An 18,530-nucleotide genomic window follows, 5' to 3' on the forward strand; every position below is an offset into this window, starting at 1 on the left:
GGTCGTTCAGCCCGGGTCGTTCAGCCCGGGTCGTTCAGCCGGCGTCAGCGGCGTCCAGCACGTCGCCCTCGGCCGGGGCCCGCACGGCCAACGGCTCGTCAAAGGCGCTGAAATCGGTGGTGCTGCGGTAGTCGGTGCCCTTGTAGGCGACCCGCAGGAGGTACGGCTTGCCTTCAGTGGCGACGTAGAAGGTGTAGACGCCCTTCGCCTCGTCGTCCCCGTCGCCCTCGTCGGTCACCTTCAGGGAGACGGCCGCCCGGCCGCCGATCTCGGTCGGCTTCCCCTTGACCGCGGTCCCGAAGGCGCTGAACGGCCAGGTGCAGTCGACCAGTCCGTCACCGGGCTTCGCATTGGCGGCCGGGGTCTTGATCCAGCGGTCCTGTTCGTCCGCCTCGGCGGCCTTGCGGCCGGACCACTGCTCCAGATAGGCGCGGTCGGGCCGCACGTAGTCCGTGTCGTCGATCCGGATCTGTTCGAGGGTGCCCTTTCCGGTCCACGTGATCCTGTTCGTGCACCGGCCCTCGAGGTCGGTGGTCTGCCGACTGGAGTAACCGGTGCCGTCGGCCACGGTGGTCGAGGCCGCGATGGTGACGGTGCTGAGCGCGTTCATCGTCGCGTGCGCCTCGTCCAGCAGCTCGTCGGCGGAGAGCTCCTTCTCCGCTCCCCCGCCCGCGCAGCCGGTGACGGCCGCCCCGAGCAGCAGACCGGCCAGTACCGCCGTCACGGCAGTCGATATCGCACGCACACAGACCCCTCACAGGACAGGAGCGGATCAGACTACGGCACACGCGATGTACGTCCGCCCACCTGGTACCGCCCGCTGCCCGCCCCGGCGGCGGGCGGCCAGAACTTCCGCTGTCCGGGCGGCGATCGGGCGGTGACCAGGGCGAATCACCGGGGTACGGTGGCCCGACACGAGCCCGACCGGGACGTTTCGGCCGCACGAGGTGACGAACGATGAACGCATACCCGCTGCCCACCCCCCATCCGACGAACGCGCATCCCGCCCGCGTCTACAACGCGTGGCTGGGCGGCAAGGACCACTATCCGGTGGACCAGGAGGCGGCCGAACTCGCGGCGGCGGCCAACCCCACCATCGTGCCGTCGGTCCGCGCCAACCGGGCGTTCCTCGGCCGCGCCGTCCGTCACCTCACGTCGGCCGGGGTCCGGCAGTTCCTCGACGTGGGTACGGGCATTCCCGCCGCGGGGAACACCCACGAGGTGGCCCAGCAGGCAGCCCCGGAGTCGCGTGTCGTGTACGTCGACAACGACCCGATCGTCCTGACCCACGCACGGGCACTGCTGGTCAGCGGCGTCGAGGGGCGGACGGACTACGTCCAGGCCGACGCGCGGGACGTGGACACCATTCTCGAATCGGCCTCACGCACCCTGGATCTGGACCGGCCGGTCGGCCTGATGCTCGTGGCGATCCTGCAGTACGTCAAGGACGCCGAGGACCCCTGGGACATCACCCGCCGTCTGCTGGAGCGCCTCGCGCCGGGCAGCTATCTGGTCCTGTCCCACCCGGCCGCCGATGTCACCGCCCCCGAGGTCGCGGAGTCCATGCGGATCTACAACGAGCGCGCCGCCAGCCATGCTTCGGCCACTCCGCGTACGCAGAAGGAGGTGGAACGCTTCTTCGAGGGCCTGGAGATCCTGGAGCCGGGCGTGGTCACCCTGACCCGCTGGCGTCCGGAGCCGTCCGACACCCCGGACGACACCCTGCCGATGTGGTGCGCCGTCGCCCGTAAGGCGTAACAGGGTTCTCCCGCACCTGGGCGATGCGTCGGCGCGGGTTTTCGGCGGGGCCGAAGACCGGGGCCGACCCCGTGGTGCCACCACCGATCACCACGGGGCCGAAGGGGCTGATGGCCCACGCGTCACAGCGGCGGGCGGCCTCCTGAGCGGCCGGCCGCGGCTGTCACGCGGGGCGCCGTAGCTCTATCGTCGTGCCGCAACGCATCACCGAGGCCAAGCGGATGTCCGACAAAGGATTGGTACACGTGCCCGAACAGTTTGCGTCCGTCCCGCAGGAGCTCGCGGACGTCCCCGGCGGCGACGCCGCGTATCTGCGGCTCATCTCGCTGCTCGACGAGAGCGGTGCCCGCTACCGCGTCATCGACCACGCCCCGGAAGGGCGTACCGAGGAGGTCAGCCGGTACCGGGGCCACCCGGTGGCGCAGGGGGCCAAGTGCCTCGTCGTCATGGTCAAGACGGGCAAGCGCACCAAACGGTACTTCCTCGCGGTCGTCCCCGGTGACGCCCGGGTCGACCTGCCGGGGCTGAAGGCCCTGGCGGAGGGGAGCTACGTGTCGTTCGCCTCCGCGGACAAGGCCGAGGCACTGTCCGGGAGCGTCAGCGGCACCATCCTGCCGTTCAGCTTCCACCCGGATCTCGAACTCGTCGTGGACCCGGGGGTGCTGGAGCACGAGGAGATCTTCTTCAACGCCGCGCGGCTGGACCGCTCCCTGGCCCTGCGCGCGGAGGACTACCGGTACCACCTCCACCGGGTCGGGGCGATGATCCGGCCGATCACCGCCCCGAGCGAGCCGGAGACCGGCCCGGTGCGTCAGGCGTAGAAGTCGCGCTGCCACCGGTGCCCGGCGAGGATCGCCAGCTGGTCGGCGGTGAGGGTGCGGCCGTCGCTCAGCGCGGTGTTCCGCTCGACGTTGCGTACGGAGCGCATGCCGGGGATCACCGTGGAGACCGCGGGTGAACTGAGCACGAACCGGAGCGCGTTCTCGGCGATCTCGTCGGGGGCGATGCCGAGGTCGGCGACGATCGCGGCCACCCGCTGCTCCACCTGCGCGGGGCGGTCGTCGCGGAAGTAGCGGTTGCGCCAGTCGCCCTCGGGGAAGGTCGTGCCGGCGGTGATCCGCCCGGTGAGGCCGCCCTCGTCCAGCGCCACCCGCACGATGACGCCGACGCCGTGCTTCTCGCAGGCGGGCAGGAGCGCGTCGGCGGGCGACTGGTCGAAGACGTTGTAGATGACCTGCACGCTGTCGACGACACCGCTGCGGACGAGCGCGAGGGCGGTCTCGGGCTGGTGATCGTTGACGGAGACGCCGAACAGGCGGATCTTTCCCTCCTGTTTGAGGGCGGCGACGGTCTCCAGCCAGTCGCCGCGGCCGATCCATTCGTCGTTCCAGACGTGGAACTGCAGGACGTCGAAGTGGTCGAGGCCGGAGGCGCCGAGGCTGGTCTCCAGGCTCGTACGGATGTGGTCGCCGGGGAACGCGTCGTCCGGGTCCACCCCGTCGGGCGCCGGCCACGTCCTGTTCTTCGGAGGCACCTTGGTCGCGACCAGGATGTCGTCACCGGCGCGTTCGCGGACGACCCGGCCGACGATGCGCTCGCTCTCGCCGTAGCCCCGCGCCGTGTCGATGAAATTCACCCCGAGGTCCACGGCCCGGTTCAGGGCGCGTACGGACTCGTCCTCGGTGGCACCGACCCAGCTCGACGCGCCGATGCCCCAGGCGCCGTAGCCGATCTCGGACACCCGGAGTCCGCTCCGCCCCAGCTCGCGATATCGCACAGTCGTCCTCCACGTCGTGACATGGCTCCCCCGCGGGAAGCACGTCGACGATAGGCGAGGTGCGCGGTCCGGTCAGCCGGATTTTCGTCCTGCGGCCACCGCCGGGCCCAGGGCGGGGCCCGGCAGCAGGTACGTCCGGTGGGGGCCCGCGCCCAGGCCGGCCGGCAGCGGGACGGCCCGTGCGCCGCCGACGGCAGGGGGCGGCACCTCGCCGTCGGCCGTCAGGACGGCGGTGGGTACGCGGCGCCCGAGAGCCCGGAGCGCCTCGGGAGTGATGCTCGCGTCGTGCCCGCCCGTCTGGCGCGAGACGCAGCCGGCGTAGTAGGCGATCGGCACGGCGTGGTCGCCGCTGACCACGCACGGCGGGCGCACCCCCAGCCGGTTCAGCTCACCGGCGACCGCGGCGAACTCCGAGGTGGTGGAGTGGCTGACGCGGGCCGCGTGGCTGAGCACGGAGAGCTGCACGGTGAGATGGGCCGCCAGGGCCAGCGTCAGCGCGGCGAGGCCGACCGGGCGGCGGGCACGGCGCGCCCGGGTGAAGAGGTGCACCAGGTACTCGGCGACCGGGACGGCCAGCAGCGAGTAGGCGGGGAGCAGGAAGCGGGGCGCCGCGTACTCCACGAGGAAGAGGTACGGAACGGCCATCGAGACCCCGGTCGCCGTCGCCAGCAGTGCCGTGGCCCCTCGGCCGGCGCGCCGGGCCGCCAGGACGCCGCCCGCCGCGAGGAGGGGCAGCGCCACCCACCAGACGGCGGTGCCGGGGCTCTCCCAGCCGACGTCGCAGGGGCGGCACAGCGTACGGCCGGCGAGCGCACGCAGGTGGTCGTCGACGGCGACGTTCCAGCCGAGCCCGCCCTGGATCTCACCGGCCCGGTGCAGCCGCGCGGCGAGGCCCCCGTAGTGGGCGTACGCCTCGGCCGTCCAGGGTGCGCAGCCGGCCGCGAGGCCCCCGGCGAGCGCGGCGCACAGACGCGGACGGCGCCGGCCGGGGACCAGGGTGACGGCCATCGCCAGCGGGAGCGCGAGCCAGAATCCGTCGGCGGGGCGCATCAGGGCGACCAGCGCCACGGCGGCCCCCGCACCGGCCGTCTCCACCGGCCCGGCGGCGCCGCGCAGGACCCTCACGACCCAGCCGGTCGCGGCCAGGGCCCCCAGCGCGCACCAGAGGTTGGGCATGGCGGCGGGCCCGTAGAACAGGGTGGGCCACAGGCCGGCGAACAGGGCGCCCGCGCCCACGAGAACGGGGGTGGGTAGCACCTTCCGCCACACGGACAGGGCGCCGAGCAGTGCGGCGGCGGAGAGCAGCGCGAGGTAGACGCGCAGGGCGGTGGTGGATGCGGTGAGCGCGGCGGCGGGGGCGACGAGGTAGGAGATCCCACGGGCGCGGGGGGCGCTGAAGTAGGCGGGAGGGGCGTTGCCGCCGACCTGGCTGACGTAGACCGTCTCGTCCCAGGAGAGACCTGAACCCGGTACGACGTAGGCGAGTTGTACGGCGGCGAAGAGGACGGCGACGGCCGTCAGCCACAGCATCGGGCCGGAGGGACGCCGGCCCGGCGGGGCGGCGGGGGCCTTCTGTACGGGGTCCAGTGGCGGGTACGTGCGCACGGGCCGCTCCTCTCCTCGCCGGGGCCGCGGGACGGGGAGTCGCGGCCTTGGTCAACGAGAGAGGGGCGCCAGGGGACACGCGGACCGCGTGTCCCCTGGGGGATTCCCCCCACATAAGTAGGGGCCCGGCTGCGTCGTCGGGTGGACGCGCCCGGCCGGGGGCACGGTGTGGAATCGGAGCATCGTCCCCGCCCCCCTCCTGGAGGATCCCCGTGACCGCCCTGGCCCACCTGCCGGCGAAGCCGAAGCGCACCGTCCATCCGCTGGTCGCGGCCTTCGTGCGCTTCGTCGTCTGCGGGGGTGGTGTCGGGCTGGCGGCCAGTGGTGCGCTGGTGCTGCTCGCCGGGCGGGTCCCGCTGGTCCTCGCCAACGCCCTGGTCACCGTGGTCTCCACGGTGATCGCGACGGAGCTGCACAGCCGGATCTCCTTCCGGAGCGACCGCGGGGGCTGGCGGATCCACCTGCGGTCCGGGCTCACGGTGGTGGTGAGTTACGCGTTCACCACGGGCGCCCTGCTCGTCCTGCACGCCGTGCAGTCCGCCCCCTCCGCCGTCGTCGAGCAGACCGTGTACCTGTCGGCGTCCGCGGCGGCCGGGGTCGGGCGCTTCGTGTTGCTGCGGGCGGTGGTCTTCACCCCGGCCCCGGCGGCGACCGGCGCCCCTGCCCCACTGGCCAGGCCGGCAGTCGTCATCGCGGCCTGAACCGACCGACCCCGTGAACCTAGGAGTTCAGCTCGCGTACACCCGCGCTGTGGAGGTGGAACGCCCACAGCAGCGCGCCGAGTGACGCGGTGTGGAGGACGGCGCGGACGGTGTTCCACGTGGTCCAGCGGTCCTCGAACGCGGCACGCGCCTCCCGGAGCCGGTCGGGGGCCGAGTCGAGCGGCACCTTGTCGAGGACGTCGTTGAGCGGGACGTTCTGTGTCCCGGTGACGAGGAACGCCGCGACGTAGAGCACCAGCGCCGCGATGATCCAGGGCAGGGCCCCCGGACTGTGACCCCGTACGGCGAGGAAGGCCGCCAGCACCAGCAGCGGCAGCGGCAGCAGGAAGGGGGTGAGGAACCAGCCGTTGAGGATGGCCCGGTTGATGTGCTGCATGGTCTGGACGAAGGCCCGGTCGTCACCGCGGGCGAGGCCCGGCATGACGGCGTACGAGAAGGCGCAGAACAGCCCTGCCATCAGGGCCGCTCCCACCGCCGAGGCGAGGAGGGCCACGGTCTGGAAGGTTCTCATGGGTGCTCCGAATCCGGCGCTGCGGCCCGGTCGACGACGTGGACGGCGGCCCCCGGCGGGGCCGGTGACGGGTGCCTCCTGGCGCGGGAGGCCGGCGCTCGGGTCCGGGCACAGGCTGCACACAGAGACGTCACCCTTATGCCATACGATGCGCACACCTGTTCACAGTACTTCCGTCTGAGGATGCCCACGTCATGTTTCTCGGTGTCACGTCCCGTTCAGCACGCGGCATGTCCGCCGCCGTCGCCCTTCTCGCGATCGGCGCGGTGGGCTGCGCCGACGCCATCGACGGCGCCAAGAAGGTGGCCCGGCAGCGGTCGGTCTTCTCCCTCACCCCGGGCGACTGCTACAACCCGAACGGTGCGGCGACCGACACCGAGGCGTTCAGCGTCGAGATCGTGCCCTGCGGGGAGGCGCACAAGGGCGAGGTCGTCGGCGAGTTCACCATCGAGGGCGAGTCGGAGTACCCCGGTGACGACGGGGCGTCGAAGATCGCCGAGAAGCGGTGCCCGGCGGAGTCCCTGAAGTTCATATCCGACACCTGGGCGGTGCCCGAGGGTGTCGGCCTCTTCCTCTACTACCCCACCGCCGACAGCTGGAAGACCGGCGACCGGTCGGTGAGCTGCACGTACGCCAAGGAGTCGGGCACGTTCTCCGGCTCGCTCAGGAACACGTCCCTGAACGCCGATCAGCGCACGTACCTGAAGGGTGCCAACGCGGTCTACGAGGCGCTGTGGAACAACCAGCCCGAGAAGGACCAGATCGAGGACGACCTGGACGGCTACAAGAAGCAGGCCGAAGCCGTGTCCGCCGCGCTGAACTCCCATGTGGCCGGCCTGAAGGACGTGCAGCAGCCGGAGACCGTCAAGCTCCGCGCGCAGCTGGACGAGACCGCCGAAGCCTGGAAGGACGCCGCCTCCGCCGGGACCCTGGACGACTTCTACGTCGCCTACGACCTGGGCTTCACCGGCATCGACCCGAAGAGGACGGTCGCCGCCCGCAAGGAGCTGAAGCTCGCGACCACCGTCCCGGCCGAGGACGCCGAGGTCTGGGCCGGCTGACCTGCCGGTAGCGTGGGGCGGCCGGGCGGCCCCGAGCCGCCCGGCCGCCCCACCTCAGCACCTCTCGCACGCACCTCTCGCACGCACCCCTCGCACGCACCTCTCGCACGCATCAGGAGCGACTCTTGAGCCCCGAGCCGCCGCCGTTCCGGCTCCTGCCCGGCGCCCCCGGATCGCCCGTGCTGCTGCATGTCCCGCACTCCTCGCGGGTGATCCCGGAGGGCGTACGGGACGGCATCGTGCTCGGCGACGAGGAACTCGCCGCCGAACTCGGCCACATCACGGACTCCCACACGGCCCTCCTGGCCGCCAGGGCGTCCGCGGCCTGCGCGGTGGCCCCCTGGAGTTTCGTCAACGGCCTGTCACGGCTGGTCGTCGACCCGGAGCGCTTCCCGGACGAGCGGGAGGAGATGCTGGCCGCCGGCATGGGCGCGGTCTACACCCGCACCACCCACGGGCAGCGGCTCCGGCCGCCGGGGGCGGATCCGGAGCCGCTGCTCGACCGCTACTTCCACCCGTACGCCCGGGCGATGACGGCGGCCGTCGACGGACGGCTCGCCGCCACGGGACGTGCCGTCGTCATCGACGTCCACTCCTATCCGGCCACCGCGCTCCCGTACGAACTGCACGGCACCGGACCGCGCCCTCCGGTCTGCCTGGGCACCGACGGCTTCCACACCCCGCCCGGGCTTCCGGCCCTGGCGGAGGCGGCGTTCGCCGGATTCGGCGGCACCGGGCTGAACAGTCCGTTCCCCGGTACGTACGTGCCGCTGAAGCACTACCGGACGGACCGGCGGGTCACCGCGCTGATGATCGAGATCCGGCGCGACCTGTACATGACCGAGCCGGGCGGCCCGTACGGCCCGGGGCTCGACGCGCTCGCCTCGGCTCTGGCCGTGCTGGTGGACGGACTCACCGGCGTATGACCCGGGAGGCCTACCGGGGCCGGGCGTAGGGCCGGGTCATGATCTCCATGTTGTGGCCGTCCGGGTCCAGGAAGTAGGCCCCTCGGCCACCGAACAGGCGGTTGATCCGCCCGGGTTCGGTGTGGTGGGGGTCCGCGTAGTAGGTGACGCCGAGCGCCTGGAGCCGGGTGGTCATGGCGTCGAACTGCGCGTCGGGGACGAGGAAGGCGTAGTGCTGCGACTGCACCGGCTCGTCGCGCAGTTCGTAGTAGTCGAGCGTCACGCCGTTGCCCAGGTCGACGGGCAGGAACGGCCCGAACGGGGAGCCGACCTCCAGGCCGAGGACGGCGGCGATGAACTCGGCCGAAAGGCTGCGGTCCTTGGCGTAGACGGCGTGGTGGTCCAGTTGGACGACGTCGACGCCCTGCTGGGAGTCGCGTGGGTGCTGCTGGGTGTGAGGCATGTCGGGTACGTCTCCATGTCGTGGATTCCGCGGGAAGGGGGCGCCGCACTGGGGCGCCGGGCGGGATGACACGACGGAGTGGCGGGGCTCGCGCCCGCCACGGGCTCACGCAGCAGCCGGGCTGCTCTCTCGTACATGGCCCATGGCCGACCCGGCAGTCACGGCACCGACCTTACCGTGCGCCGGTGACGGCCGGGCGGTGAACGCTCAGGCGCCGGTGGCGTCGAGGCCCGCGACGGCGATCCGGAAGGCGCGCTCCGCCTGCGCCTTCGGGTCGGTGTAGTTCTCGGTGGCCAGGGCGATCCCGACGATCAGGGTGAGCAGGTCGTCGACGGTGATGTCCGCCCGGACGGCCCGGTCGTCGACGGCCCTGCTCAGCAGGGAGGCGCCGGCCGCCCCGATGACGGCCCCGCAGGAGTCCTGGGTGACCTCGTCCTGGAGCGGCTCGTAGGACAGGACGTCCGCCAGCCCGCGTGCGGCGAGCGAGTAGGCGAGCAGCTCACGCAGCCACTCCACCAGCGCGGTGCGGCTGTCGTGCTCGTCCTGGAGTGTGCGGGCGCGCTCGCACAGGACATGGACGCGCTGCTTGAAGACGGCGTCGAGCAGGGCTTTGCGGGTGGGGAAATGGCGCCGCACGGTGGCCGATCCCACGCCTGCGACACGGGCGATCCGCTCCAGGGACGCCTGGGCTCCCTGAGCCGCCACCTCCGCCTCGGCCACGGCGAGGATGTGCGCGTAGTTGCGGCGGGCGTCCGAGCGCTGGCCGGTCATGTGCTCTCCTGCGTTGATAAGTGGCGGGCCCCGCCGTATTGTAGCGAACACGAAACGGCGGGCCCCGCCGTTTTCCGGGGCGTGCGAACCACCGAGGAGACCACTCATGACCGTTGCCGCATCACCGGTGCTCGTCGCCGGTGCCACGGGCCGCCAGGGCGGCGCCACCGCCCGCGCGCTGCTCGCGCAGGGAACACCGGTGCGCGCGCTGGTGCGTGACCCGAACACGCCGGGCGCACGGGCCGTCGAGGCACTCGGCGCCCAGCTGTACGTCGGCGATCTCACCGAACCGTCGACCCTCGGCCCGGCCGTGGACGGCGTCCGGGCCGTCTTCTCCGTGCAGATGCCCGCCTGGACCGGGCAGGGCTTCGACTTCGCCGGCGAGGTGCGCCAGGCGGACAACCTGATGACCGCCGCGCGGGCGGCCGGTGTGGAGCAGTTCGTCCAGTCGTCGACCAGCGGCGTGGGGCAGCATGTCGAGGCTCCGGGCTGGGCCGAGGGGCGGTGGGCGATCATGGAGGCCCCGCTCGGTACGAAGGCCGCGATCCAGGACCGGCTGCGCGAGATCGACTTCCCGTACTGGACGTTGCTCAAGCCGTCGTTCTTCATGGAGAACTTCGAGCCGTCGATGCGCTTCTACTTCCCCCGGGGGGTCGAGGGCGGTCTGGTCACCGTCGTCCGGCCGGGCACGCATCTGGCGCTCGTGGCGGCCAGGGACGTGGGCCGGGCCGCGGCCGCCGCCGTGTCCGCGCCCGCCGCGTTCCACCGGGTGGAGCTGGAGCTCGCCGGCGACCACCTGACCATGACCGAGATCGCCGAGATCCTCTCCCGCGCCCTGGGGGTGCCGCTGTCGGCACCGGACATGACGGAGGAGCAGGCCCGCGCCGCCGGCATGGGGGACATGGGTGCCACGCACGCGTTCATGGAGGCGGTCGGCCAGCCGGCCAGGCCGCGGTTCGCCCGTGAGCTGGGCCTCGACGTGACCGGCTTCGAGCAGTGGGCGCACGACCATCTGGCCGCCGCCTGAGCGGCGGGTTCCAGGACCGGCCGGGCGCGCGCCCGGGCGCCCGGCGGCGCGGGGCGCGTCCCTGCTCCGGTCGCGCGGCCGGCGCGGCACGGCGCGGGGCTCGGCGTCAGAAGAAGACGCCGCACCGCAGCAGGACGTTGGCGTACGGCCTGGCCTCCCCCGTGCGCACGACCAGGCGGGCGGACGCGGTGAGCTCCTTCAGCTGCTCGTGGGGCACGTGCGTCAGGCCGGGGAGACCGGCCAGGATGCGGGCGGCCTCCGGGTTGGCCTCGCGTATCTCCTCGGCCGCCGTCGCGCCCTCGACGACCAGTTCGTCCAGCAGGCCCTCCAGGACCTCGGCGAACGACGGCACGCCCGCCCGGAAGGCCAGGTCGACCACCCGGGGGCCCGGGGGGATGGGCATGCCCGCGTCGCAGATCAGGACGCCGTCGCCGTGGCCGAGTTCGGCCACGGCGCCTGCGAGGTGGCGGTTGAGGATGCCTGACTTCTTCACAGCGCGGCGACCTCCTCCGCGGTCGGGAAGGACGCCTGCGCGCCCTCCTTGGTGACGGCGGCCGCGCCGACCCGTACGGCGTACCCCGCGGCCTCGGTGAGGTCCTCGCCCAGACCGAGCCGCCAGGCGAGGGCGGCGGTGAACGCGTCGCCCGCGCCCGTCGTGTCCACGGCGTCGACCCGGGGGCTCGGCACCCGTACGGGGTCGCCGCCCCGGGTGTCGGAGACCAGCGCGCCGTCCGCGCCCAGGGTGATCACCACCGAGCGCGGGCCGAGGGCGGTGAGCCCCCGCGCCCAGGACTCCGGGGTGGGGCCCGCGCCCTCCCCGAGGATGAAGCGCGCCTCGTGCTCGTTGACGACCAGCGGGTCGCAGGCGGCCAGCACCTCGTCGGGGAGCGGCGCGGGCGGGGACGGGTTGAGGACCAGCCGCGTCCCCGGTGCGAGGGAGCGAGCCGTCTCCGCGACGCTGTCCAGCGGGATCTCCAGCTGTACGGAGACCACGCGGGCCGACGCGAGGAGGGGCGCCGCCGCTCTGATGTCCCCGGGGGTCAGCCGGGCGTTGGCACCCGGGGAGACGACGATGCTGTTGTCGCCCGAGGGGTCGACGGTGATGAGGGCGACGCCGGTGGGCGCCCCTCCGACGAGGACCCCGCCGGTGTCGACGCCCGCCTCCTGCTGCGAGGCGCGCAGCAGCCGCCCGTGGGCGTCGTCGCCGACCCGGGCCAGCAGCGCCGTACGGGCACCGAGGCGGGCGGCGGCGACCGCCTGGTTGGCGCCCTTCCCGCCGGGGTGGACGACGAGGTCGGAGCCGAGCACCGTCTCCCCCGGCCCCGGGCGGCGGTCCACGCCGACGACCAGGTCGGCGTTGGCCGAGCCGACGACCAGCAGGTCGTGCCGGGAGGGTGCGGAGCCCTCGTTCTTCTGCATCTGGGTGGGGCCTTTCGTGATCAGGAGAAGTCGGCGACGTTCTGCCGGGTGACGACCTTGACCGGCACCTTCACCATGCTGTCGATCTTCTTGCCGTCGGCGGCCTTGATCGCGTTCTGCACGGCGATCTTCCCCAGTTCCCCGGGCTGCTGGGCCACGGAGGCGTACAGGGTGCCCGCCTCGACCGCCGTCAGGCCGTCGGGGGTTCCGTCGAAGCCGACGACCGGGACGGTCTTCCCGGCCTTGCTGCCCAGCGCCTTGACCGCGCCGAGCGCCATCTCGTCGTTCTCGGCGAAGACACCGTTGATGCCGGGGTGGGACTGGAGCAGGTTGGTCATGACGTCCAGGCCCTTGGTGCGGTCGAAGTCGGCCGGCTGGGTCGCCACGATCTTGATGTCCGGGTAGGCCTTGATGCCCGCGGCGAAGCCCGCTCCCCGCTCCCGGCTGGCGGAGGTGCCCGCGGTGCCCTGGAGGACGATGATGCTGCCCTTGCCGCCGAGCCGGTCGGCGAGGGTCTTCGCGGCGAGCTTGCCGCCCGCCACGTTGTCGGAGGCGACGAGCGTCGAGGTCTTCGCCTTGTTGACGCCTCGGTCGGCGGCGACCACCGGGATGCCGGCCTTGTTCGCGTTACGGACGCCGGGGCCGACGGCGTCGGAGTCCACCGGGTTGACGATGACGGAGTCCACCCCTGAACTGGTGAAGTTCTCCAGCTGGTTGGCCTGCTGCGAGGCGTCGTTCTGGGCGTCGGTGACGGTGAGGTCGATCCCGGCCGCCTTCGCCTCCTTCTGCGCGCCCTCCTTCATCTGGACGAAGAAGGGGTTGTTCAGGGTGGAGAGCGACATGCCCACCTTGGTGGTGGTGCCGGAGGAACCGGACTTGAAGAAGGTCACGGCGGCGATGACGGCGGCGAGGCAGACGACCGCGATGCCGACCTGCATCGCTCCCTTGCGGCCCTTCCCGGGTGACCCCGGTGCGGCGGAGGCACCGCCGGCGGAGGCTGCACCGGAGCCGGCCTTGCGGCGCAGGGTGTCCAGCAGCACCGCGAGGGCGATGACGACACCGATGACGACCTGCTGCCAGAAGGCGGACACGGACAGGAGGTTGAGGCCGTTGCGCAGCACGGCGAGGATCAGCGCGCCGATGAGTGTGCCGGACGCCTTGCCGACGCCGCCCGCGAGGCTGGCGCCGCCGATGACGACCGCGGCGATCGCGTCGAGTTCGTACCCCTGGGCCGCCTGCGGCTGCGCCGAGACCAGGCGGGAGGCGAGGACGATGCCGGCCACGGCGGCGAAGAGGCCGGACAGGGCGTAGATGGCGAGCTTCTGCTTCTTGACGCGCAGACCGGACAGCCGGGCCGCTTCCTCGTTGCCGCCGATGGCGTACATGGAGCGGCCGATGTAGGTGCGGGCCAGGATGAGCGCCGCTATCAGGCCCATCGCGATCATCACGAGCACGGGGACGGGCAGCCAGCCGCCGAGCGTGTCACCGAGCACGGAGACGGAGTCGGGGAACGGGATCGGCCGGCCCTGGGAGATGACCAGGGACAGACCCCGGGCCACCGACAGCATGGCCAGCGTCGCGATGAACGAGGGCAGCTTGCCGTACGCGACGAGGGCGCCGCTGACGAAGCCGCAGGCGATGCCGGTGGCCACGGCGATGATGACCGCCAGCCAGACGGGTACGCCCGCCGAGGTCGCCGACCACGCGAGGACGGTGGCGGAGAGTGCGGCGACCGAGCCGACGGAGAGGTCGATGCCGGCCGAGACGATGACGAAGGTGACACCGAACGCGAGGATCGCGGTCACCGCGGCCTGGACACCGACGTTCAGCAGGTTCTGGGTGGTGAGGAAGTCGCCGGAGAGCAGCGACATCGCCACCAGGAGGACGACCAGTGCGCTGAGGGCGCCGTTGTCGAGCAGGAGGCGGCGGAGGGTGTGTCCGGCGCCGCCCGCGCCCGTCTTGCTCGGATGCGTGTCAGTGGCCACGGGGGCTCTCCTCTGCGTTCTCTGCGTGGTGCTCGGTGGGTGTGGTCACGGGGGCGGCGCTGACGGCGAGTGCCATCACGGCGTCCTGGGTGGCTTCGTGGGCGGGGAGTTCTCCGGCGATACGGCCCTGGGCCATGACCAGGACCCGGTCGCTCATGCCGAGGACCTCGGGCAGGTCGCTGGAGATCATCAGTACGGCGTGTCCGGAGGCCGTCAGCTCGTTGATGAGCTGGTAGATCTCGACCTTGGCCCCGACGTCGATCCCACGGGTCGGCTCGTCGAGGATCAGCACCCGGGTGTCGGCCAGGAGCCACTTCCCGATGACGACCTTCTGCTGGTTGCCGCCGGACAGGGTCCGGACGTGCTGGCCGAGGCCCGCCATCCGTACGCCGAGCTGCTCGGCGATCCGGGCGGCGGCGGTGCGCTGCGCCTTGACGTCGACGAGCCCGGAGTGGGTGGCCGAACGGAGGGTGACCAGGCCGAGGTTCTCCTGGACGGAGGCGTCGAGCACGAGGCCCTGGCCCTTGCGGTCCTCGGGGACGAGCCCGATCCCGGCGCCCATGGCGGCGGTCACGTCGTGCTTGCCCAGCCGCTCGCCGCTGACCTCGACGGTCCCGGCGTCGTAGGGGTCGGCGCCGAAGACGGCGCGGGCGACCTCGGTACGGCCGGCGCCGACGAGCCCGGCGAGGCCGACGACCTCACCGGCCTTCACGTCGAAGCTGATGTCGTGGAACACCCCGTCGCGGGTGAGTCCCCGTACGGAGAGCAACGACGGCCCGGTCTCCGGGCGTTCGCGCGGGTACTGCTGGTCGATGCTGCGGCCCACCATGAGCTGGACCAGTTCCGTCTCGGGGGTCGAGGCGGGCACCTGGTCGATGCTGCGGCCGTCGCGCAGGACGGTGACGCGGTCCCCGAGGGCCGCAATCTCGTCGAGGTGGTGGGTGATGAAGACGACGCCGACGCCGTCGGCGCGCAGCTGCCGCACGATCCCGAAGAGCTTGTCGACCTCCTCGGAGGTGAGGACGGCGGTCGGCTCGTCCATGATCAGGACGCGTGCCTCCAGGCTGAGCGCCTTCGCGATCTCGACCATCTGCAGCCGGGCGATGCCCAGTTCGCGGACTCTGACCCGGGGTGAGATGTGCAGGCCGACGCGGCGCAGGAGCACCTCGGCGTCGGCCTCCATGCGCCTGCGGTCGATCATGCCGAAGCGGCGGGGCTGGCGGCCGAGGAAGATGTTCTCGGCGACCGTCAGGTCGGGGACGAGGTTGAACTCCTGGTAGATCGTGGCGATCCCGAGCTTCTCCGCGTCCTGCGCGCCGTGGATGCGCACCTCCTCGCCGCCGGCGAAGATCCGGCCGCGGTCCGGGCGGTAGGCGCCGGAGAGCATCTTGATGAGGGTGCTCTTGCCGGCGCCGTTCTCACCGAGCAGGACGTGCACCTCTTCGCTGCGGAGGTCGAAGTCGACACTGTCCAGGGCGACGACACCGGGGAAGGTCTTGCGTACGCCTTCGATGCGCAGCAACTCGACTGATTCGCTCACTCGTTGCTCCCGGGGGTGGAGGTGCGCTCGCCGCAGGAGCTGCGTACGACGAGGCGGGCGGGCAGGGTGACGGACTGCGGGGGGCGGCCTTCGACGATGTCGATCAGGGCGCGTACGGCGGCGCGGCCGAGGTCGCCCGTCGGCTGGGCGATCGCGGTGATCGGCGGGCCGGTGTGGACGAACCACGGGATGTCGTCGAAGGCCGCGATGCCGATGTCCTCGGGGACGCGCAGTCCGCGTGCGCGGATGGCGTCCAGGGCGCCGAGCGCCATGAGGTTGTCGGCGGCGAACACGATCTGGGGCGGCTCGGGCAGCGCGAGGAAGCGCTCGGTGGCGCGCCGGCCGCTGTCGGCCTGGAAGTCGCCCTGGCCGATGTAGGCGTCGGGCAGGGCGAGTCCATGGGCGCGCATCGCTTCGCGGAAGGCCTCGACGCGCTCGTTGCCGGTGGTGGTGGCGGCCGGCCCGGCGATGATGGCGAGCCGGCGGTGGCCGAGCGCGTACAGGTGGGCGACCAGGTCCTGGATGGCCCGGTGGCCGTCGGCGCGTACGACGGGGATGTCCACCCCGGGGATCCAGCGGTCGACGAAGACCATCGGGGTCCCGGTGCGCGCGACGTCCAGCAGCAGCGGGGACTCGCCGTCGGCGGGCGACACCAGGAGTCCGTCGATCCTGCGGTCCAGGAGTGTACGGACGTGGTGGTCCTGCTGTTCGGGCCGCTCGTCGGCGTTGCCGATGATCACGCTGTAGCCGAGGCCGCGGGCCTCCTCCTCGACGGAGCGGGCCAGCGCCGTGAAGTACGGGTTGAGTACGTCGCTGATGACGAGACCGAGCGTGCGGGTCTGGTCGGTGCGCAGCGAGCGGGCCACGGCGTTGGGCCGGTAGCCGAGGGCTTCGACGGCGGCGAGGACGCGTCTGCGTGCGTCCGGGCTGACGGAGGGATGGCTGTTGAGGACACGGGAGACCGTGGCGACAGAGACTCCTGCCTGGGCCGCGACATCCTTGATGCTCGCCATTTCCGGACCACCTCCTTGTGGTTTCCGTAAGCCTCGAAACCAGCGGAAGTAGCCGTGGAATCGATTACACGCATGATTGGAATCGATTACATGGCGGAAAACAACCCCCAGCCCGGTGGACGTGACCGGATCGTGATGGGGGCGCGGCACAGCGGGAGGGGTGGGCGGCCGGGACTCAGGACCGTGCGGACGGGAGCCCCGGCCCGCGGGTCACCGACGCATGGCGGTGGGCTGGGCGTCGGTGCGCATCGCGGCGTCGGTGCCGCCGTCGACGTAGAGGATCGAGCCGGTGGTGAAACGGGCCTCGGGGCGCAGGAACTGCTCGACCCAGAACGCGATGTCGTCGGCCTGCCCGAAGATCCCCAGGGGCATCGGCGTCGGGAACGAGTCGGGGTCCGGGGTGGCCGTCACATCCGTGGACCCGGTCATCAGCGGGGTGATCACCGCGCCGGGCGAGATCGCGTTGAGGAGGACGCCGCGGCGGCCCCACTCCGGCGTCACCGCGGTGCGCCTGACCCAGCGGGCGAGGGCCAGCTTCGACGTCGCGTAGGCCGAGATGCTGGGGGCCGACTTCACGACCGTGGCGGGCAGGGCCGCCTGGGCGGTGGCGGCGTGGTCGCGGGAGGCGCCCTCGTCGCCGTCCAGCAGCAGCCCGAGCAGGGTGTCGTCGATCAGCGGGACGGTCGAGGCGGAGTTCGAGCTGATCACGACGGCCCGGCCGGCGCCGGAACGTTCCAGCGCGGGGCGCAGCCCTTCCAGCAGGGCGACGGGCCCGAAGTAGTTGATCGACGCGACCGCGGCGGCGTCGGGCATGGCGGGGCCCACTCCCGCGACGGCGGCCACACCGTCCAGGGTGCCGCCACTGATGCGGAGGGCCTCGTCGACGGCGTGCCGGCGGCCGGCCTCGCTCCCGAGGTCGGCGATCACGTCGGCGTCCCGGAGGTCCACCCCGATGACACGGTGGCCCGCCGCGCGGAGCCGTTCGGCGCTCGCGGCGCCCATGCCCGAGGCGGAACCGGTGACGACATAGGTACGCATACAACTCTCCTTCGGCGGTCCCGGTGAGGTCCCGCGTCCGTTCATTGGGGTGTCGGTGGATTCCATCGTAATTCAATCAGTGATTGGACAATGATGGCGGCCTCCCCGCCTGTGGTGGAATGGGTCGCATGAGCCAGCCCGAGGCCTCCAGCCGAGACCGCCTCCTCACCGCCGCCAAGCAGCTGTTCCTGGAGAAGGGCGCCGACCAGGTGTCCCTGCGCTCGGTCAACACGGCGGCCGGGCTGAATCCGGGCGCCGTGCACTACCACTTCGGCTCCCGGGAGGGACTCGTATCGGCGCTCCTGGAGCGGGAGTTGCGGCCGATGTGGAGCGGGCGGCTGGGCGCCCTCTCGGGTCCGCCCGGCGGCGATCTCCAGGTGCGCGACCTGGTGGCGGCCCTCGTCGAGCCGTTCGCCGAGTTGGTCGGCACCCGGGACGGCCGCGTGCTCTGCCACCTCCTGGCACGCGCGGCCCTGCCCACGGGCCAGGTGCTCAACGTCTCCACCCTGTTCGCCCCGGCGCCCTTCGAGGTGCTGCTCGGGCGCGCGCTGCCGGAACTCTCGCCGCAGGAGGTCACCGAGCGCTGCCGGCTCGCCTTCAGCCTGGCGATGGAGACCTACGGGCGCCCGCTGGTCAAGATGCCCGCGGAGCCGTCGTCCTTCCCGCACACGGAGACGGTGATCGCATTCCTCGTCGCCGGGCTGACCGCACCCTCGTGCCACGCCGCGGGCGCCGACGCGGGGTGACCGGTCACCCGCGGTGAGCAGGCGGTCCACTGTCGCCGCGGGTCCGCCCAACGCATGGTCCGCGGCTGCCGTGGGTCCGGGGCCGCCGTGAGTCCGGGGCCGCCGTGGGTCCGCGGCATGCAAAAAGACCCCAGATCAACTGGGGTCTTCGCTGGTGTCCGAGGGGGGACTTGAACCCCCACGCCCGAT

Annotated in this window: 19 protein-coding genes; 7 read left to right on the forward strand and 12 right to left on the reverse strand. The window is 72.4% G+C overall.

What is annotated here, in order from left to right; genetic code table 11:
• Window positions 1-34: 34 nt before the first annotated feature.
• Window positions 35-724, reverse strand: coding sequence for a hypothetical protein (locus JKV81_RS16605; RefSeq protein WP_307820553.1), 690 nt, complete (start codon window positions 722-724; stop codon window positions 35-37).
• 233 nt (window positions 725-957) lie between these two features.
• On the opposite strand from JKV81_RS16605, the gene JKV81_RS16610 reads away from it, so the two are divergent.
• Window positions 958-1,758 (forward strand): SAM-dependent methyltransferase, encoded by an 801-nt coding sequence (locus JKV81_RS16610; protein WP_202076497.1) that lies wholly within the window; start codon window positions 958-960, stop codon window positions 1,756-1,758.
• Between the two features lie 311 nt (window positions 1,759-2,069).
• Window positions 2,070-2,579 carry a YbaK/EbsC family protein gene (locus tag JKV81_RS16615; protein WP_236056871.1) on the forward strand — a complete coding sequence of 170 codons (510 nt, stop codon included), beginning with the start codon at window positions 2,070-2,072 and terminating at the stop codon, window positions 2,577-2,579.
• Here the strand turns inward: JKV81_RS16615 and JKV81_RS16620 are convergent.
• Together JKV81_RS16620 and JKV81_RS16625 are read right to left on the reverse strand one after the other, a co-directional pair.
• Window positions 2,570-3,535, reverse strand: coding sequence for an aldo/keto reductase (locus JKV81_RS16620; RefSeq protein ID WP_202076498.1), 966 nt, complete (start codon window positions 3,533-3,535; stop codon window positions 2,570-2,572). The two genes, JKV81_RS16615 and JKV81_RS16620, sit on opposite strands and share 10 nt — an antisense overlap.
• Window positions 3,536-3,607: 72 nt before the next feature.
• Complete coding sequence (locus JKV81_RS16625) at window positions 3,608-5,065, reverse strand: hypothetical protein (protein ID WP_236056876.1); 1,458 nt, start codon at window positions 5,063-5,065, stop codon at window positions 3,608-3,610.
• A 287-nt stretch (window positions 5,066-5,352) separates the two neighbouring features.
• On the opposite strand from JKV81_RS16625, the gene JKV81_RS16630 reads away from it, so the two are divergent.
• A complete protein-coding gene (locus JKV81_RS16630; protein WP_147984355.1) occupies window positions 5,353-5,841 on the forward strand; it encodes a GtrA domain-containing protein in 489 nt (162 codons plus the stop codon).
• Between the two features lie 19 nt (window positions 5,842-5,860).
• Here the strand turns inward: JKV81_RS16630 and JKV81_RS16635 are convergent, their stop codons facing one another.
• Window positions 5,861-6,373: an anthrone oxygenase family protein gene (locus JKV81_RS16635; protein ID WP_202076501.1), complete on the reverse strand. Its 513-nt coding sequence runs from the start codon at window positions 6,371-6,373 to the stop codon at window positions 5,861-5,863.
• A 194-nt stretch (window positions 6,374-6,567) separates the two neighbouring features.
• Here JKV81_RS16635 and JKV81_RS16640 point away from each other — a divergent pair, with 194 nt between their 5' ends.
• Together JKV81_RS16640 and JKV81_RS16645 are read left to right on the forward strand one after the other, a co-directional pair.
• On the forward strand, window positions 6,568-7,434 hold the full coding sequence (locus tag JKV81_RS16640; RefSeq protein WP_202076502.1) for a septum formation family protein: 867 nt from the start codon (window positions 6,568-6,570) through the stop codon (window positions 7,432-7,434).
• Window positions 7,435-7,559: 125 nt separating this feature from the next.
• Window positions 7,560-8,360, forward strand: a complete 801-nt coding sequence (locus JKV81_RS16645) for an N-formylglutamate amidohydrolase (RefSeq protein ID WP_202076503.1) — start codon at window positions 7,560-7,562, stop codon at window positions 8,358-8,360.
• A gap of 10 nt (window positions 8,361-8,370) precedes the next feature.
• On the opposite strand, the gene JKV81_RS16650 is transcribed toward JKV81_RS16645, so the two are convergent.
• Both JKV81_RS16650 and JKV81_RS16655 read right to left on the reverse strand, forming a co-directional pair.
• On the reverse strand, window positions 8,371-8,802 hold the full coding sequence (locus tag JKV81_RS16650; protein ID WP_129266518.1) for a VOC family protein: 432 nt from the start codon (window positions 8,800-8,802) through the stop codon (window positions 8,371-8,373).
• A gap of 207 nt (window positions 8,803-9,009) precedes the next feature.
• A complete protein-coding gene (locus tag JKV81_RS16655; protein ID WP_129266517.1) occupies window positions 9,010-9,573 on the reverse strand; it encodes a TetR/AcrR family transcriptional regulator in 564 nt (187 codons plus the stop codon).
• A 106-nt stretch (window positions 9,574-9,679) separates the two neighbouring features.
• Here JKV81_RS16655 and JKV81_RS16660 point away from each other — a divergent pair, with 106 nt between their 5' ends.
• Complete coding sequence (locus JKV81_RS16660) at window positions 9,680-10,600, forward strand: NmrA family NAD(P)-binding protein (protein WP_202076506.1); 921 nt, start codon at window positions 9,680-9,682, stop codon at window positions 10,598-10,600.
• Window positions 10,601-10,706: 106 nt separating this feature from the next.
• On the opposite strand, the gene rbsD is transcribed toward JKV81_RS16660, so the two are convergent.
• The 6 genes from rbsD to JKV81_RS16690 form a co-directional block, all read right to left on the reverse strand.
• Window positions 10,707-11,093 carry a D-ribose pyranase gene (rbsD, locus tag JKV81_RS16665; RefSeq protein WP_202076512.1) on the reverse strand — a complete coding sequence of 129 codons (387 nt, stop codon included), beginning with the start codon at window positions 11,091-11,093 and terminating at the stop codon, window positions 10,707-10,709.
• Window positions 11,090-12,019: a ribokinase gene (locus JKV81_RS16670; protein ID WP_202076513.1), complete on the reverse strand. Its 930-nt coding sequence runs from the start codon at window positions 12,017-12,019 to the stop codon at window positions 11,090-11,092. The genes rbsD and JKV81_RS16670 overlap by 4 nt, the downstream gene beginning before the upstream one ends.
• A 20-nt stretch (window positions 12,020-12,039) precedes the next feature.
• Window positions 12,040-14,004, reverse strand: coding sequence for an ABC transporter permease/substrate-binding protein (locus tag JKV81_RS16675; protein WP_124275767.1), 1,965 nt, complete (start codon window positions 14,002-14,004; stop codon window positions 12,040-12,042).
• Window positions 13,994-15,544 carry a sugar ABC transporter ATP-binding protein gene (locus JKV81_RS16680; protein WP_202076515.1) on the reverse strand — a complete coding sequence of 517 codons (1,551 nt, stop codon included), beginning with the start codon at window positions 15,542-15,544 and terminating at the stop codon, window positions 13,994-13,996. The genes JKV81_RS16675 and JKV81_RS16680 overlap by 11 nt, the downstream gene beginning before the upstream one ends.
• A complete protein-coding gene (locus JKV81_RS16685) occupies window positions 15,541-16,557 on the reverse strand; it encodes a LacI family DNA-binding transcriptional regulator (RefSeq protein ID WP_202076516.1) in 1,017 nt (338 codons plus the stop codon). Before JKV81_RS16685 ends, JKV81_RS16680 begins: the two co-directional genes overlap by 4 nt.
• A 210-nt stretch (window positions 16,558-16,767) precedes the next feature.
• Entirely contained in the window at window positions 16,768-17,595 is an 828-nt protein-coding gene (locus JKV81_RS16690) for an SDR family oxidoreductase (protein ID WP_202076517.1), read from the reverse strand.
• 128 nt (window positions 17,596-17,723) lie between these two features.
• Here JKV81_RS16690 and JKV81_RS16695 point away from each other — a divergent pair, with 128 nt between their 5' ends.
• Window positions 17,724-18,341, forward strand: a complete 618-nt coding sequence (locus JKV81_RS16695) for a TetR/AcrR family transcriptional regulator (protein ID WP_129266509.1) — start codon at window positions 17,724-17,726, stop codon at window positions 18,339-18,341.
• Window positions 18,342-18,530 lie beyond the last annotated feature (189 nt).

Source organism: Streptomyces silvae (assembly GCF_016745505.1).
Lineage (GTDB): Bacteria > Actinomycetota > Actinomycetes > Streptomycetales > Streptomycetaceae > Streptomyces > Streptomyces silvae.